Genomic DNA, 22,146 nt, shown 5'->3' with positions numbered 1-22,146 from the left:
AATTCTATCAATATTTCATTGTCTCAACTTTTAAACTATTGCTGGAATGTTGTAGCAATACGGGTCATACTAGAAAAAAATGAACGAGAAAAGGGGAGAAGACGATGCGATTTCGGAAGTATATAGTTCGGAGTTGGCTCGCGTGGACACTCGTCTTCACGGGAGTGACGTATTTGACCTTCCAAAACCTTAAGGCGTTCGACTGGCCGTTGTTTTGGTTCATCTATACGCTTGGGGCTTTGTTCGTCATGAATCCTTTAAAGCGCAGGCATCTTCATTTCACGTTCCATGAGATGTTTGTCTTTATCACATTCTTCTTATATGGGCTCGCACCCGCCCTGTTGATGGGACAACTGCTCCTCTTCACGTTTCAGGCGCGAGCCTTCAATCGTCGCGTCGGGCGACGACGGTTCCTTCATTTCTATCCGCTCAACACGGTGATTGAATGTCTGCTCGTTCTGTTGCCGGGGCTCGCCTATATCGCACTCGGTGGACAAATCGGAGAGCCCGTTCATTTGATGCAACAAGGATGGGCGATGGTAGCCTTCTTGGGGACTCTGTTCCTTGTCCTTATGATGAGTTTCGCTTTATCCTACTTCATGGTCGGAGAACGGATCCCGTTCCCAATCATGTGGCGATTGATTCGCTTTGATTGGCTCGTCGTGTCACTCGAGCTTTTGTTCTCGATGATTGCCATCGAGTCGTATCTCAACTTCGGTTATGTCGGGCTCATCGTCACGTTCTTCGTACTATCTGTCCTAAAGATGACGATGTCGAAAGCGACGGAGACGGAAGAAACCAAGTCGAGAGTCGATCAAGTCGAACGCTTGAAAGAACAGCTGTACCGCGTGGACAGCGAGCAATTGTTGATTGAGAAGTTTTGGAACGGTCTACGTGATATCGTCGAAGTGGAACGTGGATGGTTGCAGGTCAATCGAAAAGGGGAGCGGACGTTTTATGATATGACCGGTCGCGTCATCCCGAGTGTGCCGGATGCCTTCACGATTGAACGGTATCATGATGAGGACGAACCGTGTTTCGTCTATGACTCGCTCCATGAATGGCATCCCGAATTGCAGCAACAGCAACAAGAACTACACCATTCGGCGCTCGTCATCCAACCCGTTTGGGGAGCGGAGACGGCGGTCAGCTGCATGGTATCGACGACAGCAAACGGAGCATACGAGACCCCGATTGCGGTTGAAGTGAACCGTCTTCTCAAGACGTTATCGTGGTCCATCGAGCGCATCGACGAACGCAACCGTTTGCAACATGAGAGCTTGACGGATCCGTTGACGGGATTGCATAATCAGCGAGCGCTACGCCGTTGGACGAAAGAACGTTTGAACGATGTGGCGTCCTATCCACTCTCTGTCTTCTTGATCGATTTGGACCACTTCAAGTCGATCAACGACACGTACGGACATGCGTTCGGGGACGAGGTGTTGATTGAAGCAGGTCAACTCTTTACTCGCAATGTTCGAGCGACGGACTTGGTGACGCGCTATGGAGGGGAGGAGTTCGTGTTCGTCTTCCCGAGAATGGATGAGGCGGCCGCCCATCTGATCGGTGAAAAGATACGAGACGCCTTGAAGCGCCATGATTTTGGAACGGAAGGGACGCGTATCACGGTGACAGCGAGTATCGGGATTGAAACGATTTATGAATATGAAGACCTCGATACGGTCTTGCGACATGCGGACCGGGCCATGTATGTCGGGGCAAAATTCAACGGGCGAGATCGTGTCGCCCACTATCATGATCTGTCGACTGAAGTCAGATAAAAGGAGGATCCACCGATTGGCGGACCCTCCTTTTGTATGAAATGATTATGAGTTCGTATTATAAAGTTCAGATTCAACCGCATGAACGGCGGCTGACCAGGAGCCATAGCGATGCAAGATCGCTTTCGTCGAAGGTTTGTTGTTCCGTTTTGCCCATTCCCGGTATGCTTCGAATGAGAGCGAGAAGCCCATTTCTTGAATGGCTTCACGAAGGGCGTTCGAGAGTTCTGTTTTCGAATAGGTCACACTCGCCTCAAGTCCTGCCTCGGCACAGGCATCATGCCACGAACCGAACGTTTTGACGATATGGTAATGGCTCGGTGCCTTCGGATGGAGCTTTCGCCATTGCTGATACTTCTTCAAGGTGATGATCGAGCCCATGTCTCGCGAATAAATGGCGAGCGTCTCGATGATGTCCTCGCGTGTATACTTCGGCATTTTGTCTGGCAATTCGACGGTTGACTCTCCATGCCATTCATAGCCTGCGATGGCAAGTGCCTCAGCCCATGACCCGAACTGACGAATGATCGACTCAGGAGACGGCCAATTCTGTTCCATTGCGAAGCGGCGATAGACAGAACGGCGTGGACGTTCCTTCAACAAGTCCCCGAGAAGACGAATGCAATGGATCATCCTTTGCTGTTCGGTAGACAAGTGATGGGATTTAGTGGATAGCGTTTGATTCAATGATGGTTCCTCCTTCCGTGGACTCAAATCTGAACCGAGAAAGATAAAAAAATGCTCCTACAATCATACTATCGGATTGTTTTTCGGATTTATTAACGTGATTTTGAAAAATTTTAAACAATTCCTAGGAATTGGATAGGACTAAAGTCGCAGTTGATAATTTCAAAAAATGGTAACAGTTCTATTACAAATTAAATCGAATTTCGAGAGAAATGTAAACATAAAGTTTTAATCACCCAAATTTGTAATATTTTTATAAAAAAGTACCCAGCTGGAGAGTTGGGGTCATCGCCTTCGCTCCAGATGAGTACCCTTCTATAATAAATTTAATTTTCAGACTAATCAATCAAATATTGAAATTACGGCAAAAAAATTTTAATGGCTGGTCAATGAAAGACCGATTCTGCTAAAATAGCCGCATTGAGTGAAAAACAGAAAAGAGGATCATCACTATGACAGTTTGGTTATTTTATACGTTACTTGGATTGATTCAAGGGTTCACAGAGCCCATCCCGATTTCATCGAGCGGACATCTTGTCATCTTCCAAGAACTATTTAACATTGACTTGCCGGGATTGTCATTTGAAGTTTTCGTAAACTTTGCATCGCTTCTTGCGGTTTTAACAATCTATCGTCAAGACGTCGTTCGTCTTATCATGAGTTTGTGGACGTTTTTATTTAAGAAAGACCGGTCGGATGAGACGATGGTCGACGTGAAGTTCATCGGGCTGTTACTTGTCGCGACCGTTCCGGCTGGTGTGCTCGGTGTCCTGTTTGGTGACTGGATCGCCGAGGTGCTCGGTGGCGTGGCGACAGTCGGCTATACACTCATCATTACGGGACTCGCCCTCTGGTTCATCCGGAATATGCGAGGAAACAAGGGCGACGGTGGCATTACGCTACGTGACGCCGTATTGATCGGACTTGCTCAGGCCGTGGCGCTCATTCCTGGGATCAGCCGTTCCGGGGCGACTATCGTCATGGCGATGCTCCTCGGAATCAAACAGGAGTCGGCGCTTCGATTCTCGTTCTTCCTGTTCATTCCAATCAGTCTCGGCACGATGATTTTGGATGGTCCGACGTTGTTCACAAACCCAGACACGCGTGACTTGTTCGGTCCGCTCCTTTTGGCATTTATCGCATCATACGTGTTGACGGCCATTTCATTGAAGTGGTTCCAGCACATCATGGCAAAAGGCGAATTGAAGTATTTTTCATATTACTGCTGGATTGTCGGGCTTCTCGTCGTCCTCTTTCTCGCATAATCGAGGCGCTACTCTCACGAGTAGCGTTTTTTGTTTTGCGAAATAAAAACAATTGCGATACAGTAAACCTGTACAAACAAATATTCCTTCGGGGTCGGGTGAAATTCCCAACCGGCGGTGATGGGCCTATGCCCTAAGTCCGTGACCCGGGCGCACGTGTGCGAACGGTGGATCTAGTGAGACTCTAGAGCCGACAGTATAGTCTGGATGGGAGAAGGAACAAAAAACAGGTCCACGTGACCTGTGCTTCGTCGTACGCTTTTCTGTATAGAAAACGTTTATTTGGCTTGCCAAAATTTGACGAAACCCTCCCACCAAGACCCTAAGGACTGCTCCTTAGGGTCTTTTGTTTGTACGGAAAAAGGAGGGAGAACGATGAAACAGTACATGGAACAGGCCATTCAATTGGCGAAATCAGCCGATGGACAGACCGGTGTCAATCCACTCGTCGGTGCCGTTCTCGTGAAAGACGGACGTATCGTCGGAATGGGTGCCCACCTTAAGGCGGGCGAACCACATGCTGAAGTGCATGCGATTCGAATGGCCGGTGCGGCTGCATCCGGGGCGACTTTATATGTCACGCTCGAACCGTGCTCGCATCACGGTAAGACACCACCGTGCGCCGATTTGATTGTAGAATCGGGCATCAAACGTGTCGTCGTCGCCATGAAAGATCCGAATCCACTCGTCGCAGGCAATGGGATCGTGCGCCTGCAAGCGGCCGGTGTCGAAGTCGATGTGGGTCTGCTTGAGGAAGAGGCGCGTGCCTTGAATCCGGCATTTTTGCGGTCGCTTGAGACGAAACGACCATACGTCATCTTGAAGACGGCAACGAGCCTCGATGGGAAAGTTGCCTTAGAGACGGGGGAGAGTCAATGGGTGACGAGTTCGGAAGCCCGTCGTGATGTGCATGAACTTCGTGCCACGGTCGATGCGATTTTGACCGGGATTGGAACGGTACTCGCGGATGACCCATCGCTTACGGTTCGATTGGACCGCGTGACGCGACAGCCGAAACGAGTCGTGCTCGACCGTGACCTGAGGTTACCGCTCGCTAGTACGTTAGCACGTACCGCCGAAGACGTTCCGGTGCTCCTCTTCACTTCGTCAGATGAGGCAGAACGACGTGAACGAGCTCAATCCGTCGGTATCGAATTATTCGATTATACGTCACTCGGCACGGTTCTTGAGACGCTATACGCAAATGGGATTGGGCGTGTGTTGATCGAGGCCGGACCGACGCTTGTCACCTCACTTCTTGACGGAGGCTACGTGGATGAATGGGTCGCCTATCAATCACCACGGGTGTTCGGTGGGAAGCATGGCGTCTATCGCTCACAGCAGGAAGGGACGATCGATGGGATATCCCGTTTTACGATTCATCAGGTCGAAACGATTGGACCCAACCTGAAAGTCGTCCTTCGAAAGGGGGCGCTCTGATGTTCACGGGAATCGTAGAAGAAATCGGAGCGGTCAAAGCGGTCAAGCGTAACGGACCATCTTTACGACTCGTCTTGTCCGCTGTGAAAGTGCTTGACGATGTGAAGCTCGGGGACAGCATTGCCGTGAATGGGATCTGCCTCACGGTGACGACGTTCGATGATGCGACGTTCTCTGTCGATGTTATGCCAGAAACGTTGAAGGCGTCGAGCCTAGATGGGGTCAAGCCGGGAACACAAGTCAATCTCGAACGGGCGATGCCGGCGAACGGACGTTTTGGTGGACATTTCGTATCCGGACATGTCGACGGGGTCGGGCGCATCACGAAGAAACGACCGCTCGCGAATGCCGTCTATATCGACATCCAATGTGATCGTGCGCTCCTTTCCTACATAGTCCCGAAAGGTTCGATATGTGTAGATGGGACGAGTTTGACCGTGTTTGACGTGTCAGAGCGTGGGTTTACCTTGTCCTTGATTCCACACACATACAGCGAGACCGTGCTTGGGATGAAACAGACGGGTGATGTAGTCAATTTAGAATGTGATCTGTTGGCAAAATATATGGAAAAGGTCGTCGGGCAGTCGAAGATGACGCTCGAGTCCTTGGCAGAACAAGGATATGGAAAGGCGGGATGGTAATGTTTGATTCGATTGAACGAGCGATTGAGGAACTGAGACGAGGGCGTCCCATCATCGTCGTGGATGACGAGGACCGTGAGAATGAAGGGGACTTTGTCGTACTCGGTGACAAGGTGACACCGGAAACGATGAACTTTTTAATCACGGAAGGGAAAGGGCTCGTCTGTAGCGCCATCGCAGAAGAAGTGGCGGTTCGTCTCGATCTCGCGCCGATGGTGACGAACAGTACAGACCCACACGGTACCGCCTTCACGGTCAGTGTCGACCATATCGATTCGACTACTGGCATCTCGGCGAGTGAACGGTCTCACACCGTTCGTGAGTTAGCGAACCCATCGTCCCGTCCATCCGATTTTCAACGTCCGGGACATCTGTTCCCGCTCATTGCGAAAAAGGGAGGCGTCTCCGTTCGCCGAGGTCATACCGAAGCGTCTGTCGACCTGGCGCGACTCGCAGGAAGTGAGCCGGTCGCGGTCATCTGTGAAATCATTCGAGAGGACGGGGAGATGGCACGCGTACCTGATTTGGTACAAGTCGCTGAACGCCACGGGTTGGCGTTCATCACTATCGAAGCGTTAGTCCGATATATGGAGGAGAACCTCGTCACACGTGTTGCGGACGTCTCCCTACCTTCCTCAAAAGGAACGTTTCGCATGATAGGGTATGAGAATCGAATGGACCGTGAAGAGCATGTGGCGCTCGTGACGGAGACACTTGAGGAGGTCCCGCTCGTTCGCATTCACTCCGAATGTCTGACCGGTGACGTCTTCGGTTCGTTCCGATGTGATTGCGGTCCGCAACTGGACACGGCGATGGCACGAATCGAGCAGGAATCGGGCATCGTGCTCTATATGCGTCAAGAAGGGCGAGGCATCGGACTGTTGAACAAACTGAAGGCGTACGCCCTTCAAGAGAATGGATTGGATACGGTCGAGGCGAACGTGGCACTAGGGTTTCATCCGGACCTTCGGGACTATCGGGTGAGCGCGGCGATGCTTCGTGATCTTGGCGTCACCCGTGTCCAGCTCATGACGAACAACCCCGATAAAGTCGATGCCTTGGAATCATGTGGCATCACAGTCGTCGAACGCGTTCCGATTCATGTCGGTGCGCATGAAGCGAACGAATCGTATCGCCTGACGAAACAACTCAAAATGAATCATATTGGAGGAACATGGACATGACCTATACATTTGAAGGAAACTTAGTTGGAGAAGGCTTAAAGATTGGAATCGTCGTCGGACGGTTCAACGACTTGATCACGATGCGTCTGCTTGACGGGGCGAAGGATGCCTTGAAACGTCATGGAGTGAAGGGAGAGGATGTGTCGCTCGCTTTCGTCCCAGGAGCATTTGAGCTTCCGCTCGTCGCGAAAAAAATGGCGATGAGCAAACAATACGACGCGGTCATCACGCTCGGAGCCGTCATTCGTGGTGCGACCCCGCATTTTGATTACGTCTGTAACGAAGCGGCAAAAGGGATCGCCCAGGCGAGCTATCAATCCGAAGTCCCTGTCATCTTTGGTGTGTTGACGACGGAGACAATTGAACAGGCGATTGAGCGTGCAGGAACAAAAGCAGGCAACAAAGGGTGGGAAGCGGCGACTTCTGCCATCGAGATGGCCAATCTGTTAAAGCAAGTCTAATCAAAACCGGGTGGCGACCACCCGGTTTTTCAAATGGATCTGTCCGACCAGGAATGGGTGTTCATGCGCGACCATGTGCGTGTCGACGGCGAAATGTTGAAGGATTTACAAACACAGTCCCTCAGAATTACTTCATTCAAATGGCCTATCCCATCACACTGTATCATCACGAACGTTGGGACGGAACGGGGTACAACCAAGGACTGAAAAGGAGAGGACATCCCGCTTACGGCTCGAATCGTCACCATGTTCGAGCAGACATTTAAAGCACACTAAAAAGGAGACGTCCCCTCGGGGGAGCGTCTCCTTTTTGATTAGAACGTTTCAGATGTTGTTTTCGCTTGCATGTGGAGTTGGATGTAATCCGGGCCACCTGCTTTTGAATCCGTACCTGACATGTTGAATCCACCGAACGGCTGATAGCCGACGATTGCGCCTGTGCAACCACGGTTGAAGTAAAGGTTCCCAACGTGGAAGTTTTGGCGAGCGTATTCTTGATTCATACGGTCACGTGTGAGGACCGCCCCTGTCAAGCCGTACTCTGTGTTGTTCGCGATATCGATTGCTTCTTTGAAGTCTTTCGCTTTCGTGAAGGCGACGATTGGTCCGAAAATCTCTTCTTGCATAAGGCGTGCTTTCGGGTCGACGTCTGCGACGACAGTCGGCTCGATGAAGTAGCCTGTTGAATCGTCTGCTTTCCCACCTGCGACGATGCGTCCTTCTTCTTTTGCGACATCGAAGTACGATGTGATCTTCTTGAAGGCCGATGCGTCGATGACTGGTCCCATGAAGTGTTCGTTCTTCTCTGTGTTTCCGACAGAGAGTTCGTTCGTGAGTTCGACGACACGGTCGAGTACCGTATCATACACGCTGTCGACGATGACGGCACGTGAACAAGCCGAACATTTCTGACCAGAGAAACCGAATGCCGATTTCACGATCGATTGTGCAGCGAGCTCGAGGTCGGCTGATTCGTCGACGACGATCGTATCTTTTCCACCCATCTCCGCGATCACGCGTTTGAGCCAAATTTGACCTTCGTTCAATTTAGACGCACGTTCGTTGATGCGGAGTCCTACATCACGCGATCCTGTGAAGCTGATGAAGCGTGTTTTCGGATGATCGACGAGATAGTCCCCGACTTCTGCACCCGGTCCCGGGATGAAGTTGAGCACGCCTTTTGGAAGACCTGCCTCTTCCATCACTTCGACGAATTTCGCAGCGACGATTGGCGTCGTCGAAGCTGGTTTTAAGAGAATTGTGTTACCGGCGACGATGGCCGCAACTGCTGTACCGGCCATGATTGCGAATGGGAAGTTCCATGGGCTGATGACGATCCCGACCCCGAGTGGGATGTAGTCATACCGGTTGTATTCGCCTGGGCGGCTCTCCACTTTCTTGCCTGGTTTGAGTTCGAGCATTTGACGTGCATAATATTCCATGAAGTCGATTGCTTCCGCTGTATCCGCATCTGCCTCGTTCCACGGTTTACCCGCTTCTTTGACGAGGTAAGCCGAGAACTCGTGCTTACGTTTGCGGACGATGTTCGCTGCTTTGAACAAGACGTCGGCGCGGACAGCCGGGTCGACATGGCGCCATGAGTCAAATGCTGTGAGTGCTTCTTGCATCGCACGTTCTGCGAGCTCTTGGTTCGCTTTTGACACGCGACCGATCACTTCTTCTTTGTTAGCCGGGTTGTAAGACGTGATTTTACCTTCCGTCGTAACCTTTTCCCCACCAATTACGAGCGGATAGTCTTTCCCGAGCTCACCGTTCACTTTCTCGATTGCCGCTTGGATTGCTTCGGCATTCTCTTTTTGTGTAAAGTCTGTGAATGGTTCATGTTTGTATGGAATCATTCTCGTTCCCCCTTAAAGTGATGTTGAGCGTTAAAGCGCTTACGTCTGTATTGTATCGAAATTATCGTAGAAATCCTAGTGAAACAATTTTCCAGAAACACATGGCATTGGAGCAAGAAATCGAGACGTGATAGGATGGGGGAGAACACGGCTTTAGAAAGGACGAACAACATGAAAAAATGGTTCATTCCGCTACTCCTCGTCTTCATGCTCGGAGCATGTGGGAACGAGGAAGAGACGGTGGTAGAAGAGACAGACCGCGCATTGCCGGACGCTGTCACGAACGTGTACGCAAACTATCAAACGGCACTTGAGTCTGGAGACGCTGAGGCACTCGCCTCAATTGATTATGCTGGCCGGTTGACAGAGATTCCGGCGACTGGTGCCGTCACCCGTCAATTATCCCCTGGAGAGATTTACAAGAGCTGGGTCAACGAAGAGGAAGACGTGGCGTTCCTTGTCCATGAGATGATCGATGAAGAAGGGAACCCGCTGCCGAACCGACTCAGTAAAATCGCTGTGAAGGAAGGGGATGAGTGGTCACTCGTCATCACACCGGCCGCTTTACCAAAAGACGTGATTGCCGAGGTCGGAGAGTTACTCATCGGTGTCCAGGCGAACGAGTACGGAGTGAATGCCGAAGCGAACGCCCGTCTCGCCGAGATTCCAGAAGATGAGGCTGGTCCGATTTATGACCAAGTCAACGCACAGACGGACTATATGGCGCTCGAGGCAGACAATAACGTCTTCCTGCTCATGGCGGAGACGTTGACGGTCGAGGAGAACCAAACCATCATGACAGACTATTTCAAAGCGTATGAGACGTGGTACACCGATAACGAGGAGACGCTCCGAAAAGCGGCTGCAACGGAAGATCCAGTCGAGTATATCGAAGTGCTTGACCCATTAAAGACAAAATTAGAAGAAGCGATCGATGGCTATGACGAACAACTTGTCGACCCATCGTTTGGCTAAGGAGGAACAGCAGATGCTCGCACCAACATTTTCATTACCGAACCAAAATGGAGAGATGGTTTCATTAAAGGACTATCTCGGCAAGAAAGTCGTCTTATACTTCTATCCTCGAGATTCGACACCTGGTTGCACGACCGAGGCATGCGATTTCCGCGATGCGTTGCCGAAGATGGAAGGCGCGGTCGTCCTTGGGGTATCGGCCGACAGTCAAAAGAAACATCAAAACTTTATCGCCAAGAATGACCTCCCATTTGATTTACTTGTGGACGAGGAACATGAAGTGTCCGAGCTTTACGGCGTCTGGCAGTTGAAGAAAAATTACGGGAAAGAGTATTACGGCATCGTCCGTTCGACTTTCTTGATCAACGAGGACGGCTATATCGAACAAGAGTGGCGCAACGTCAAAGTGAAAGGTCACGTCGAAGAAGTCGTGGCTGCCATTCGTTCGTAAAACGAGAAACTGAAGGAAAGGTCATGAACGGTTTCAGACTGTAGACAACGCATGGGTCTACAGTCTTTTTTTGTGTCCAAGCTAGGCACGGATCGCTTTCCTAGGGGCAAGCAGTGAGCCGCATCGCGACTCGGTCGCTGCTGGGTCTCCCTTCGCTTGCTATTCCGTCTCGCCTTGAATAACTCGTTCAACGTCCCGATGGTTGTGACAGGGATCGTCATGATGGCGGTCACGGCATTCGTCATCATAGGTGGTGTCAAATCGATCAGAAAAGTCGTCGGACTCTTCGTCCCGTTCATGATGTTTTCGTGTCCTCTATATTTTAGTCGCGGGACTCGGTGCGATGACGACGAACTTGAATTTGATCTGGTCGATCTCGGATGTGTTCAACGGTCTCATGGCCATCCCGAACTTGATTGGACTCTTGTTCCTCTCAGGTGTGGTCGTCGCCGAGACAAAACGATTCGAACTCGAACGGAAAAAAGAAGGGCAGTCCTCTGCCGCTTGATGAGAAAACCCGCCGGACAGCGCGTGTCGGCGGGTTTTTGTCATACCTTGAACTGGCGAATCAGTGAATCGAGTTCTTCCATCTTTTGTTGCGACTGTTCCGTCGCATGGTTCAACTCGGCGAAACGTTCGACGGACATCGTCACTTTTTCAGCGATTTCTTGCGTACCGAGTGCCCCGTTGTTGACGGTCGTCGCGACGTCTTGGATGACACCGATCATGTTCGACGTCAATTGTTCGAGCTCCCCGGCAGCGGCGGCAAATTCGGTCGCAGTTGTTTCAAAGCGACCTGCGTCCTCGCTATATTGTCCGGCTGCCTCTTCAAGTTGGTCATAATCTTTCAAGACGTTCGTGTCGAGGAAGTGGAGCATCTGTCCTGAGCTTTCATTCAAATGATCGACCGAATGAAGGACGGTCGTCGAGATGACTTGAATTCGTTCGACGGTCGCCCGACTCGTCTCGGCGAGTTTTCGAATCTCGTCGGCGACGACGGCGAATCCGCGTCCGGCCTCTCCGGCACGAGCCGCTTCAATCGAGGCATTGAGTGACAAGAGGTTCGTCTGTGCGGCGATGTCGAGGATGTCGTTCGTGAGCGTCGCGATCTCACGGACGGCTTTCGCATCTTGCATCGCTTTCTCTAAGTTCGTGCGCGTCGACTGAAGGACGCTGATGGCGTTCTCTTTCGCCTCCACTGCGTGTGACTTGAGGGAGAGGGCACGCTCATCGATTTGTCTCGCTTCGGTTTTCCGCTCATCGGCCATCGTCACGATGTGATGAATCGTCCGCTCCATATCCGAAGCGGAAGCGTTCATCTCTTGCGCGCTTGCGGCCGTCTGTTGCATACCGGCGGTCAAGTCTTCTGTCGTCGCAGCGGTCGTCGTCATATACGTGTCGAGCTCTTTCAACTCTTCATACATATGGGTCGATTGTTTCGTCACGCCGGTCGTCACGTCGTTCACTTGAAGAATCAACTGACGCAAGTTGGCGATGAACTGGTTGAAGTCACGTGCGAGTCCGGCGAACTCGTCACGGCGCTTCACAGGAATCGATGTCGTCAAATCGCCATCGCTCGTGGCGAGCTCGTGCATCTTCGTCTTGAACTCTTTGAGTGGTTCAAAGATGGAGCGGAAGATGAAGAGCATCATGAGGATCGTCATGACAGCCGCGACACCAAGCACGATGAAGAGCGTCAACTGAACTTGCTCAAACATCTTAGCTGCTGCGGCGGTGTCCGATTGAATCGCTTCGCGGTTCAAGTTGACGAGAAGACCGAGAGAGTTCGAGAGCGTATCGGCACTTGCGGTTACCGTATCGCGAATGTACGCTTCTGCGGCCTCTGTACCGTCTTCATTTGAAATACGAATGAGTTCATTCATGACCGTTTGGAAGTTATCCCAATTCGCACGGGCTTCATCGAAGAGCTGTTGATTTTCTTCCATGACAACAGTCGCTTCATAGCTGTCCATCCGTTGTTGCAAAATGGTGACAGATGCTTGAATGTCCCGTTCGATGTTTTGTTTCGTCACCGCGTCATCCACGAGGGCGTGACGAATCAAATGACGACGAATTTCAAGCAATTGCTTATCGACTTGATGAATCTGGTCCATGCCTGGCACCCAGGAAACGGTCATGTCTTCTTGAGCTGCTTTTGATGCGTTCAAGGCATACCAAGAGTAACCACTTACACCAAGAAGTAGCACAAACATGATGCTAAACGCAGTGATGAGTTTATTCCGAATCGACATACGATTCCTCCTTACGAATCTTTTCTACCATTAGCATAATCAGAATCGCACATCGACCGTATAGCTGATTTCGAAAGCGGGTCAATATTCGGAGAAGATTCCCCTAGTTTCTTAAAAAGGAGACATTTTCTCGCAAGATAGATTTTCTTTTTTGTCTTATGAAAAAATGGTATGATAATGAACGATGTATTGAAAACTGTTGGAGGTGGGAATTTTGGCTCGTATTACAGAAGCTGAAGTTCGGCACGTCGCCGGACTTGCCCGACTTGCGATCACAGATGAAGAAGTGACGCACTTCACGGAGCAATTGACAAAAATTCTCGAGTTCGCCGAGCAACTCGATGAGCTGGATACAACGGGCGTCGAACCGACGACCCATGCCCTAGATTTGAAAAACGTACTACGCAAAGACGAGGTCCGTCCATCACTTCCACGTGAGGAAGTCGAACGGATGGCACCTGACTGGGAGAACGGTCAAGTCCGTGTCCCTGCGGTCTTTGAGTAAGGAGGCCTTTCATGAGTTTATTTGACCACGGTGTAGCGAAACTGCATACGTTATTAAAAGAAGGCGAAGTCACGGTCACGGACCTCGTCAAAGAGTCGTTCGACCGCATCGAAGCGACGGATGATCAAATCGGTGCGTTTTTGACGCTCAATGAGGATGCGTTCGAGCAAGCGAAGCGCATGGATGAGCTTGCGAAAACATCAGACAACCCGCTCTTTGGGATGCCGATCGGTGTAAAAGACAACATTGTCACAAAAGGGATGCGGACGACATGTGCCTCGACGTTCCTCGAGAACTTCGTCCCGGCACACGATGCGACGGTCGTCGAGCGTCTTCATGACGCCGGTGCCGTCACAATCGGGAAGTTGAACATGGACGAGTTCGCGATGGGTTCATCAAACGAGAACTCAGCGTTCAAGCCTGTCCGTAACCCATGGGACCCGACTCGTGTACCAGGAGGTTCTTCAGGCGGTTCAGCGGCATCGGTCGCAGCTGGGCAAGTCCTCTTCAGCCTCGGTTCGGATACGGGTGGTTCGATTCGTCAACCAGCCGCATATTGTGGTGTCGTCGGGATGAAGCCGACGTACGGTCTCGTCTCACGTTTCGGTCTCGTCGCCTTCGCGTCGTCACTCGACCAAATCGGCCCGCTCACGCGCACGGTTGAAGACAATGCTTACTTATTGAATATGATTGCGGGTCATTGCGACATGGATGCTACGTCATCATCAGTCGAAATCCCAGATTATACGAAAGCTCTTGATGGCGATATCAACGGCATGAAGTTCGCTTACCCAGAAGAGTTCATGTCTGATGGCGTATCGGACGGAGTCCGTGCCCAAATCGAGCAAGCGGTGGAAACACTCAAGTCTCTTGGTGCCACGGTCGAAAAGGTATCAATTCCGTCTGTGAAGTTTGCCCTCCCAACATATTATTTGCTTGCGTCTTCAGAAGCTTCTTCAAATTTGGCTCGTTTCGATGGCATCCGTTATGGACGTCGCGCCGAAGCGGACACGCTCGACGAAGTGTTTACGTACTCACGTGAACAAGGGTTTGGAGACGAGGTCAAACGCCGAATCATGCTCGGAACGTATGCGCTTAGCTCAGGGTACTATGATGCGTTCTATAAGAAAGCGCAACAAGCCCGGACAATCATGATTCAAGAGTTTGAACGCGTCTTTAAAGATTATGATGCAATTATTGGACCAACTGCACCGACAACGGCATTCAAACTCGGTGAACAGCTCGAAGATCCGCTCACGATGTACGCAAACGATATCATGACAATTCCGGTTAACTTGACGGGTATCCCGGCCATCTCGGTCCCGGCAGGTCTCTCGGAAGGACTTCCGGTCGGTCTTCAAATTATCGGAAATCACTTTACCGAATCAACACTTTACCGCGTGGCCCATGCTTTTGAACAAGCAAACGGCGGTTTCAAGATGCCACAGCTCTAAGGAGGACGTACGATGAACTTTGAAACGATCATCGGGATCGAGGTGCACGCCGAGCTGAGCACGAAGTCGAAGATTTGGTGTGGCTGCTCACGCACTTACGGTGCCGAAACGAATACACAGACGTGTCCGATTTGTCTCGGACACCCGGGCGTCTTGCCTAAATTGAACGAAGAAGCGGTCAACCTCGCCATCAAAGCGGCAATGGCACTCAACTGTGAGATTGCGACAGATACGAAGTTCGACCGCAAGAACTACTTCTACCCTGACACGCCGAAAGCGTATCAAATCTCGCAGTTTGATAAGCCGATCGGTTCAAACGGTCACGTCGACGTCGAAGTCGACGGAGAGATGAAACGATTCCGCATCGAGCGCGTGCACTTGGAAGAAGATGCCGGGAAGATGAACCACACGGGCGAGAAGCACTCGGTCGTCGACTTCAACCGGACCGGTTCACCACTCATCGAGATTGTCAGTGAAGCGGATATGCGCTCACCGAAAGATGCGGTCGCGTATCTCGAGCGTTTGAAAGAAGTCCTCTCGTTCGCTGGCGTCTCGGACGTCAAGATGGAAGAAGGGTCACTTCGCTGTGACTGTAACATCTCGGTCCGTCCATTCGGACAGGAGAAGTTCGGTACGAAGACAGAGCTCAAGAACTTGAACTCGTTCTCAAACGTCTTGAAGGCACTCGACTATGAAGAGACGCGTCATCGCAAATTGCTTCTTTCAGGTGGCGTCATGCGTCAAGAGACGCTCCGTTACGACGAAGCGGCGAAAAAGACGATTCTCATGCGTGTCAAAGAAGGGGCAGCGGACTACCGTTACTTCCCAGAACCGGACCTCGTCCGTCTCGAAATCGATGAGGCATGGAAAGAGCGCATCCGCGCGACGATTCCAGAGATGCCGGCAGCTCGTCGTGAACGCTACATGAGCCAATACGGTCTCTCGGCATACGACGCAAAAGCCCTCACGTCAACGCGTGAGTTCTCGGACTTCTTCGAAGCGACGACAGCGGCCGGTGCGGAGCCGAAAGCGGCAGCGAACTGGCTCATGGGTGAAGTGCTCGGTCACTTGAACAAGTCGGATGAAACGGTCGAGACGATGAAGTTGACACCGGAATCACTCGCTGAGCTCATCCGCTTGATCGCAGAAGGGACGATTTCATCGAAAATCGCGAAGCGTGTCTTCACGGCGATGATGGAAGAAGGCGCTGATCCGAAAGCGTATGTGGAAGCGAACGGACTCGCCCAAATCTCGGACGAGAACTTGCTTCGTGGCTACATCCTCGAATTGTTCGAGGCGCATCCGCAAATGATCGAAGACTTCAAGAACGGGAAAGACCGTGCGAAAGGCTTCATCATCGGCCAAATCATGAAACAGACGAAAGGGATGGCGAACCCGGCACTCCTCGATGGCTTGTTCCACGAAGAGATTGCGAAACGCTAAGCAGGCGGCGAGACACTTGTGTCTCGCTTTTCGCTCGAGTTGAGCATAGGGGAGAGAATCAATATGCAACGGAAACGTGCGCGGGTCATTTATAACCCGACATCTGGTAAAGAAGTGATCAAACGGGAACTCCCGTACATTTTGAACCGCCTCGAGGATGCGGGTTATGAGACGTCGACGTATGCGACGAAAGCGATTGGTGATGCCACGCTCGAAGCAAAACGGGCCTCGGCGGCCGAGTTCGACCTCATCATCGCCGCAGGCGGAGACGGGACATTGAACGAAGTCATCTCGGGGCTCGCCCCGCTAGAGAATCGTCCGACGCTCGGACTCATTCCGGTCGGGACGACGAACGACTTCGCCCGGGCGATGCGGATTCCACTAAGTGTGGTCGGTGCACTCGACGTCATCTGTGACGGGTTCGAGATGCCGGTCGACCTTGGGGAAATCGAAGGCGAAAAAGGTGACATCCATTATTTCATCAATATCGCTGGCGGTGGCATCATGACCGAGCTCTCGTACGAGGTGCCATCGAAGTTGAAGACAGCACTCGGACAGCTCGCCTATTACGTAAAAGGGATGGAGAAACTTCCGCTCATCAAACCGACGTACATCGAGCTCGAACACGATGAAGGAACGTTCCAAGGCGAGGTCATGGTCTTCCTCACATCGAACTCGAACTCGGTCGGTGGATTTGAAAAAATCTCACCACACGCGTCGTTGAATGACGGGTTGTTCGATCTGTTCATTTTGCGGAAATGTAACTTGTTCGAATTCATCCACGTCGTCCGTTTACTCCTTCGGGGTGAGCACTTATCAAGTTCACTCGTCGAGCACGTGAAGACGAGCCGCGTCCGGATGAAGACGACCGAGCCGATGAGTCTCAACATCGACGGTGAGTACGGCGGGGAATGCACAGGCGAGATGCGGAACTTATTCCGTCACTTGACGGTGCTCGCGCCGAACGCAAGAATTCGCGAGATGGAAGATTTGAATGCACAATATGAACGCGAACAGATGATCAAGCAATTGTTCAATGTTTCGCTCGATAAAGCAGAGTGAAAAGATAGGAATGACGACATCTGTCATTCCTATTTGCAATGGAAGGAGCATTCGTATGCTACCAGTGAAAAAGAATGATCGTCTCGATGTCCATGTCCACGACTTGACCCATGAAGGGGCGGGTGTGGCACGTGTCGACGGCTATACGCTGTTCGTCCCGAACGCGTTACCGGGTGAGACGGTCGAAATCGTCGTGACGAAGACGAACAAGCAGTATGGGTTCGCCCGATTGTTGAACGTGAAAGAAGCGAGCGCCGACCGCGTCGAGCCACCGTGCCCGATTTTTTATCAGTGTGGCGGCTGTCAGCTGCAACACTTCAGTTATGAAGGACAACTTCGCCAGAAACGAGAACGTGTCGTCGATGCGCTCAAGCGTCTCGGGCAGTTCGACGTGCCGGTCCATGACACGATTGGCATGCCAGAACCTTGGCGCTACCGCAACAAGGCACAAGTCCCGTTCAAACAAGAAGGAGACCGTCTCGTCTCAGGCTTTTATCGTCCTCGTTCGCATGACATCGTCGAGATGAATGAATGTTTGATTCAAGATGAGCGCAATGATCAGGCAATCCAAGTCGTCCGTGATGTGTTGGACGCGCGTGGTGTACCGGCGTATGACGAGAAGACAGGACGTGGGGTCATCCGTCACGTCATGGCCCGTTACGGGTACCATTCGGGTGAACTGATGATTATCCTCATCACGAAGACGACGAAGCTAAAAGGCGTGAATGAGATTGTCGCCGATATCGTCGAGCGTCTCCCAGACGTGACGTCGATCATGCAAAACGTCAACCCGGACAAGACGAACGTCATCCTCGGAGCGGTGAACAAGTTGCTCTATGGTCATGAGACGATTGAGGATAAGATCGCAGGACTCACATTCACGATTTCTCCGCACTCGTTCTTCCAAGTCAACCCGGTCCAAACGGAGAAGTTGTACGGGAAAGCGCTGGAGTACGCACAACTGTCAGGTACGGAACAAGTCGTCGATGCCTATTGCGGAATCGGGACGATCAGTCTGTTCCTCGCCCGGAAGGCGGCGCACGTCTATGGTGTTGAAGTCGTTCCGGAAGCGATTGAGGATGCGAAACAGAATGCGCTTGTCAATGAGATCGACAATGTGACGTACGCATGTGGTGCAGCGGAAGATGTACTTCCACAGTGGAAGAAAGACGGTGTGAATCCGGATGTCATCGTCGTCGACCCACCACGTAAAGGCTGTGCCGAATCGTTCCTTGAGACGATGGTCGAGATGGGACCGAAGCGAATCGTATACGTCTCGTGTAACGTCGCGACGCAGGCGCGCGATATGCGTTACCTCGCTGACCGAGGTTATCGCTTGATGGAAGTGACACCGGTCGACATGTTCCCGCATACGGCGCATGTCGAAACGGTCGCACTGCTGGAGTTAAAATAAAGATAGAAACCCTTAAGAATGTTGTATTGACGGCATCTGATATGCTCCCCAATAGGTAGACAGATGAAATAAAAAATCTGTTTATCTGATTGGGGAGTGTTTTTTTATGGCGAGAAGTCGGCATACGCTCGAACAAAAATTGAGTGCGCTGCGCATGATGGAAGAAGAAACATATACTTGGAAAGAAATCATGGAGGCTCATGGCGTCTCTAGGCACACCCTCCAGATGTGGAAAGTGAAATTCGATACCTGTGGGATCGATGCGTTGAAGGAATCGAAGGCATGGAAATCTTACACCAAGGAACTGAAAATCGCGGCCGTCCGCGACTATCTCGATGGGTTCACTAGAATGGAGGTACTCTCCAAGTATCAGATCAGTGATTGGTCTGTTCTCCGTAAATGGATTAAGAAGTATACTAGTCATAGCGAGTTAACAGATTCGAGAAAAGGGATGGATCGAGCTATGACAAAAGGAAGAAAAACTACATTCGAAGAGCGCCTTGAGATCGTGAAATATTGTTTGGAGAATGGACGCAACTACCAGCAGACCGCGGAACAATTTCAGGTGTCCTATGCCCAGGTCTATGGCTGGATCAAAAAGTATGACACGGGCGGGGCAGAGGCGCTCGTGGACCGCCGTGGGCGTACGAAGCCAGAGGACGAACTAAGCGAAGAAGAGAAGCTTAAGCGCCGTATCCAGCAAATGGAGCTTGAGAATGAACTTCTTCGTGCGGACATCTTGTTTCTAAAAAAGTTAGAGGAGATCGAGAGGAGGTCATAATCAGCCAGGTACGGCTACAGCAACGATATATCGCCATCAAAGAATTGAACGAAGAGGAAGCCCTTTCGATTGTGCTTCTCTGTCGAGTCGCCGGCATCTCACGGGCGGCCTATTACAAATGGTTGAATCGCACCATACCGGTGCGTCAAGAAGAGAATGAGAAGCTTCTGGAGGACATTCGTCTACTCTATGACCAGGCGAACGGCACATACGGGTACCGTCGGATCACGATGACCATCAACCGGTTGCGCCGGCAACAAGGACTGTCCCCGTTCAATGAAAAGCGAGTCTATCGCTTGATGCATATCCATGGGATCCAGTCGGTCTATAAATGTCAACCTTTATATGTACAATTTTGCTCGTTTAATAATGTTCAATATTGTCGGTTTCGTCAGACACGGTTTGTTCCGTCCGATGGTCCTTCAATCGATATGAGTCCCCGGATATCGGCACGACGGTCGCATGGTGAAGGATCCGGTCCAAGATGGCGTTTGCCAGTTTCGGGTCTACGAACACTTCCTCCCACGAACCGAAATTGATGTTAGTGGTTAGGATGGTGCTCTTTTTTTCGTACCGTTGGTCAATCAGCTGGAAGAAGATTTTGGCGTCCTCTGCGTCGATCGGGAGATACCCGATCTCGTCGATGATCAACAGCCTATATCTGGCGAAATATTTCAGCTTGGTTTCCAGCCGGTTCTCCTGTTTTGCGATGCGCAGTTTTTGGATGAGGTCGTGACACTTCGTGAAATACGTGCTATGCCGTGCCAGCGCCGCCTCGACACCAATCGAAGTCGCAAGATGTGTCTTGCCGACACCGCTAGGACCGAGGAACACCACGTTCTCGTTTCGTTCGATGAAACGGAGCGAGTGGAGGTCTGCGATTTGATCTCGGTTCAACGACGGCTGGAATGAGAAGTCGAACGTGTCGAGTCTTTTGGGGCTTGGTAGCGCTGCTGCTCGGATCATCCGATGCGTCTTCTGTTGCTCTTGGATGTCGATCTCGTGATTCGTGAGCTTGACGAGCACCTCGGTCAATGACGCCCCGCTCTGAATGCCGAAGTCTAGCACCTCGTCGAGGTGGAGTGCCATTTGATTGAGGTTGAGCGACAAGAGGTTCTCCCGTAGTTGCTTGTAACTGTTCGTCTCCCTCATTATCGGTACCTCTCGTCCATGAGCTGTAGATTGCGTCGAGCCATCTCGTCGATGCCGCCGTGCTCCCCGACCGTCTGACTCAGCTGCTGAAGATAATGATGTTCCAGATAGTTCAGTTTGTTGCCGGTGAGGCGATGTTGTGCGATGGGTTTCGTGTTATGATAAATCCACAAGTAGTCGTCATGGACCTCGAGCGCTACCCGTTCACCCTCATATCCGATCGGTACGGAATACTGGTTCGAACGGTACGACACCATGTTGGAATGGTTCACCTTGGCCCGGACGTGCTTGATGCGATAGGAATCTCTTACTCGTTCAGTTGGTAGCTGGAGTAGGAGGTTCTTTTCTTTTTGGAGCTCCAGAATCGGGATCTTCCCGGTACCCTGATGGACCTCGTTATTGATTCGCTCACACAGCCTCTCGATGTAATCGTGCAGCTCCTCGAGATTATATTTGCCCTGGTAGGCGTGAATCTCGTCCAAGATTTTCATCGGTGCCTCGACCTTCCCTTTCGTCTGCGGCCGCCCGGCGATGCAAGGTTTCACCTGGAAACCGAAATCCTTTGCGAACTCCTCGAACCGACGGTTCACGACGCCCTCGCCATATCTCGTTCGTGCTTCGGTCATGACGGTGCTCATGTTGTCCGTCACGAGCTCATCAGGAACTCCGTCCAATTTTTCGAAGGCCTGTGTCAGGAATGAGAGGACGACGTCTTGCGATTTTGACAGGCTGAGGTGGAAGAAACGAAAGCGGGAATAAGAAAGTAACAGTACCGCCACGTTCACCTCGATTCTTTCACCGTCCCGTGTCTCGTAACGGATGGACTCTTTCCAGTCCAGCTGTGCCTGTTTGCCAGGGGCAGTCTCGAAACGGACATGTTGCCCGATGGCGGGCATTTTTTTGTTCTCGTTAAAATAAGCGCTGAACTCGGGATGCCGTTTGATGTATGCCCTGAACGTCGATGCCGCGCAATCCAGCCCGTGATTGTCCTTCAGGTACTGCCAAAGGACGCGTCGATAATAGAAGCGTTGTTTCGAGTCCTCCGATAGGAGGGCCCGGATGATCGGATAGTAGGCGTCAACCACAGATTCACGGTTCCTTCTATCAGGCTTTTGATAGCCGTTGAGATATTTGTCGACCGTCCTGCGGTCGACCCCCATTTCTCTAGCGAGTTGGCTTTTATTGATTTTCATGTTCATCGTCTCCATCATGTCGTTGAATTTCTGTAGGTCCGTAAGTTCGTTCACCTCGAACGTCGTGTCTACGTTTAATTGAATTTGCATAGTCGTTCACCTCGTGAACAAGTATGCGAGAAGGAGACAAAATTGTACATTCT

General features: G+C 51.3%; 18 protein-coding genes, 3 pseudogenes and 1 riboswitch. Of the genes and pseudogenes, 16 read left to right on the top strand and 5 right to left on the bottom strand.

Annotated elements, in window-relative coordinates:
* Positions 1-104 precede the first annotated feature (104 nt).
* Positions 105-1,784 (top strand): sensor domain-containing diguanylate cyclase, encoded by a 1,680-nt coding sequence (locus KNO72_RS08320; protein WP_214757774.1) that lies wholly within the window; start codon positions 105-107, stop codon positions 1,782-1,784.
* Between the two features lie 45 nt (positions 1,785-1,829).
* Here KNO72_RS08320 and KNO72_RS08315 read toward each other — a convergent pair whose 3' ends face one another.
* Positions 1,830-2,471 (bottom strand): homing endonuclease associated repeat-containing protein, encoded by a 642-nt coding sequence (locus tag KNO72_RS08315; protein WP_074036101.1) that lies wholly within the window; start codon positions 2,469-2,471, stop codon positions 1,830-1,832.
* A gap of 452 nt (positions 2,472-2,923) precedes the next feature.
* Between KNO72_RS08315 and KNO72_RS08310 the strand changes: the two genes are divergently transcribed.
* The 5 genes from KNO72_RS08310 (at position 2,924) to ribH (ending at position 7,462) form a co-directional block, all read left to right on the top strand.
* Positions 2,924-3,736: an undecaprenyl-diphosphate phosphatase gene (locus KNO72_RS08310; protein ID WP_074036102.1), complete on the top strand. Its 813-nt coding sequence runs from the start codon at positions 2,924-2,926 to the stop codon at positions 3,734-3,736.
* Between the two features lie 80 nt (positions 3,737-3,816).
* Positions 3,817-3,959, top strand: a riboswitch (FMN riboswitch).
* 152 nt (positions 3,960-4,111) lie between these two features.
* Positions 4,112-5,176, top strand: coding sequence for a bifunctional diaminohydroxyphosphoribosylaminopyrimidine deaminase/5-amino-6-(5-phosphoribosylamino)uracil reductase RibD (gene ribD, locus KNO72_RS08305; RefSeq protein WP_214757772.1), 1,065 nt, complete (start codon positions 4,112-4,114; stop codon positions 5,174-5,176).
* Positions 5,176-5,817, top strand: coding sequence for a riboflavin synthase (gene ribE / locus KNO72_RS08300; protein ID WP_214687305.1), 642 nt, complete (start codon positions 5,176-5,178; stop codon positions 5,815-5,817). Before ribD ends, ribE begins: the two co-directional genes overlap by 1 nt.
* A complete protein-coding gene (ribB, locus tag KNO72_RS08295) occupies positions 5,817-7,001 on the top strand; it encodes a 3,4-dihydroxy-2-butanone-4-phosphate synthase (protein WP_214757770.1) in 1,185 nt (394 codons plus the stop codon). The genes ribE and ribB overlap by 1 nt, the downstream gene beginning before the upstream one ends.
* Positions 6,998-7,462 (top strand): 6,7-dimethyl-8-ribityllumazine synthase, encoded by a 465-nt coding sequence (gene ribH / locus KNO72_RS08290; protein ID WP_214757768.1) that lies wholly within the window; start codon positions 6,998-7,000, stop codon positions 7,460-7,462. Before ribB ends, ribH begins: the two co-directional genes overlap by 4 nt.
* A 314-nt stretch (positions 7,463-7,776) precedes the next feature.
* Here ribH and pruA read toward each other — a convergent pair whose 3' ends face one another.
* The gene (gene pruA, locus KNO72_RS08280; protein ID WP_159562777.1) at positions 7,777-9,321 is read right to left on the bottom strand and encodes an L-glutamate gamma-semialdehyde dehydrogenase; all 1,545 of its coding nucleotides are present in this window, start codon (positions 9,319-9,321) and stop codon (positions 7,777-7,779) included.
* A 171-nt stretch (positions 9,322-9,492) separates the two neighbouring features.
* Between pruA and KNO72_RS08275 the strand changes: the two genes are divergently transcribed.
* The 4 genes and pseudogenes from KNO72_RS08275 to KNO72_RS08260 all read left to right on the top strand — a co-directional run.
* Positions 9,493-10,296, top strand: a complete 804-nt coding sequence (locus tag KNO72_RS08275) for a hypothetical protein (RefSeq protein ID WP_214757765.1) — start codon at positions 9,493-9,495, stop codon at positions 10,294-10,296.
* 13 nt (positions 10,297-10,309) lie between these two features.
* Positions 10,310-10,747, top strand: a complete 438-nt coding sequence (gene bcp, locus KNO72_RS08270; RefSeq protein WP_074036111.1) for a thioredoxin-dependent thiol peroxidase — start codon at positions 10,310-10,312, stop codon at positions 10,745-10,747.
* Between the two features lie 198 nt (positions 10,748-10,945).
* Positions 10,946-10,993 (top strand): annotated as a pseudogene (locus KNO72_RS15880) (hypothetical protein); the annotation flags it as partial.
* 58 nt (positions 10,994-11,051) lie between these two features.
* Positions 11,052-11,255: pseudogene (locus KNO72_RS08260) on the top strand (alanine:cation symporter family protein); the annotation flags it as partial.
* 40 nt (positions 11,256-11,295) lie between these two features.
* Here the strand turns inward: KNO72_RS08260 and KNO72_RS08255 are convergent.
* A complete protein-coding gene (locus tag KNO72_RS08255; protein ID WP_214757763.1) occupies positions 11,296-12,999 on the bottom strand; it encodes a methyl-accepting chemotaxis protein in 1,704 nt (567 codons plus the stop codon).
* Positions 13,000-13,213: 214 nt separating this feature from the next.
* Here KNO72_RS08255 and gatC point away from each other — a divergent pair, with 214 nt between their 5' ends.
* From gatC to KNO72_RS08225, 6 genes and pseudogenes are all read left to right on the top strand, one after another.
* Positions 13,214-13,504 (top strand): Asp-tRNA(Asn)/Glu-tRNA(Gln) amidotransferase subunit GatC, encoded by a 291-nt coding sequence (gene gatC / locus KNO72_RS08250; RefSeq protein ID WP_012727041.1) that lies wholly within the window; start codon positions 13,214-13,216, stop codon positions 13,502-13,504.
* A gap of 11 nt (positions 13,505-13,515) precedes the next feature.
* Positions 13,516-14,958 carry an Asp-tRNA(Asn)/Glu-tRNA(Gln) amidotransferase subunit GatA gene (gene gatA / locus KNO72_RS08245; RefSeq protein WP_214757761.1) on the top strand — a complete coding sequence of 481 codons (1,443 nt, stop codon included), beginning with the start codon at positions 13,516-13,518 and terminating at the stop codon, positions 14,956-14,958.
* Between the two features lie 12 nt (positions 14,959-14,970).
* Positions 14,971-16,401, top strand: a complete 1,431-nt coding sequence (gene gatB / locus KNO72_RS08240) for an Asp-tRNA(Asn)/Glu-tRNA(Gln) amidotransferase subunit GatB (protein ID WP_031422702.1) — start codon at positions 14,971-14,973, stop codon at positions 16,399-16,401.
* 63 nt (positions 16,402-16,464) lie between these two features.
* Positions 16,465-17,463: a diacylglycerol kinase gene (locus KNO72_RS08235; protein WP_214757759.1), complete on the top strand. Its 999-nt coding sequence runs from the start codon at positions 16,465-16,467 to the stop codon at positions 17,461-17,463.
* Positions 17,464-17,518: 55 nt separating this feature from the next.
* Positions 17,519-18,877 (top strand): 23S rRNA (uracil(1939)-C(5))-methyltransferase RlmD, encoded by a 1,359-nt coding sequence (gene rlmD / locus KNO72_RS08230; RefSeq protein ID WP_214757757.1) that lies wholly within the window; start codon positions 17,519-17,521, stop codon positions 18,875-18,877.
* Positions 18,878-18,983: 106 nt separating this feature from the next.
* Positions 18,984-19,990 (top strand): annotated as a pseudogene (locus KNO72_RS08225) (helix-turn-helix domain-containing protein); the annotation flags it as partial.
* Positions 19,991-20,021: 31 nt separating this feature from the next.
* Here KNO72_RS08225 and istB read toward each other — a convergent pair.
* Entirely contained in the window at positions 20,022-20,810 is a 789-nt protein-coding gene (gene istB / locus KNO72_RS08220; RefSeq protein ID WP_214757755.1) for an IS21-like element helper ATPase IstB, read from the bottom strand.
* Positions 20,810-22,093 (bottom strand): IS21 family transposase, encoded by a 1,284-nt coding sequence (gene istA, locus KNO72_RS08215; RefSeq protein WP_214757753.1) that lies wholly within the window; start codon positions 22,091-22,093, stop codon positions 20,810-20,812. Before istA ends, istB begins: the two co-directional genes overlap by 1 nt.
* Between the last annotated feature and the right edge of the window lie 53 nt (positions 22,094-22,146).

The sequence above is a fragment of the Exiguobacterium sp. s123 genome, assembly GCF_018617075.1.
Lineage (GTDB): Bacteria > Bacillota > Bacilli > Exiguobacteriales > Exiguobacteriaceae > Exiguobacterium > Exiguobacterium profundum.
Note: the sequence above shows the minus strand (reverse complement) of the source record. Positions and strands in the feature narration are given on the sequence as shown.

Coding starts and splice junctions, on each gene's coding strand:
- rlmD (WP_214757757.1), top strand. CDS start 17,519: ATGCTACCAGTGAAAAAGAATGATCGTCTCGATGTCCATGTCCACGAC.
- bcp (WP_074036111.1), top strand. CDS start 10,310: ATGCTCGCACCAACATTTTCATTACCGAACCAAAATGGAGAGATGGTT.
- KNO72_RS08275 (WP_214757765.1), top strand. CDS start 9,493: ATGAAAAAATGGTTCATTCCGCTACTCCTCGTCTTCATGCTCGGAGCA.
- KNO72_RS08255 (WP_214757763.1), bottom strand. CDS start 12,999: ATGTCGATTCGGAATAAACTCATCACTGCGTTTAGCATCATGTTTGTG.
- istA (WP_214757753.1), bottom strand. CDS start 22,093: ATGCAAATTCAATTAAACGTAGACACGACGTTCGAGGTGAACGAACTT.
- ribH (WP_214757768.1), top strand. CDS start 6,998: ATGACCTATACATTTGAAGGAAACTTAGTTGGAGAAGGCTTAAAGATT.
- pruA (WP_159562777.1), bottom strand. CDS start 9,321: ATGATTCCATACAAACATGAACCATTCACAGACTTTACACAAAAAGAG.
- ribE (WP_214687305.1), top strand. CDS start 5,176: ATGTTCACGGGAATCGTAGAAGAAATCGGAGCGGTCAAAGCGGTCAAG.
- ribD (WP_214757772.1), top strand. CDS start 4,112: ATGAAACAGTACATGGAACAGGCCATTCAATTGGCGAAATCAGCCGAT.
- KNO72_RS08320 (WP_214757774.1), top strand. CDS start 105: ATGCGATTTCGGAAGTATATAGTTCGGAGTTGGCTCGCGTGGACACTC.
- gatA (WP_214757761.1), top strand. CDS start 13,516: ATGAGTTTATTTGACCACGGTGTAGCGAAACTGCATACGTTATTAAAA.
- gatB (WP_031422702.1), top strand. CDS start 14,971: ATGAACTTTGAAACGATCATCGGGATCGAGGTGCACGCCGAGCTGAGC.
- istB (WP_214757755.1), bottom strand. CDS start 20,810: ATGAGGGAGACGAACAGTTACAAGCAACTACGGGAGAACCTCTTGTCG.
- KNO72_RS08235 (WP_214757759.1), top strand. CDS start 16,465: ATGCAACGGAAACGTGCGCGGGTCATTTATAACCCGACATCTGGTAAA.
- KNO72_RS08310 (WP_074036102.1), top strand. CDS start 2,924: ATGACAGTTTGGTTATTTTATACGTTACTTGGATTGATTCAAGGGTTC.
- ribB (WP_214757770.1), top strand. CDS start 5,817: ATGTTTGATTCGATTGAACGAGCGATTGAGGAACTGAGACGAGGGCGT.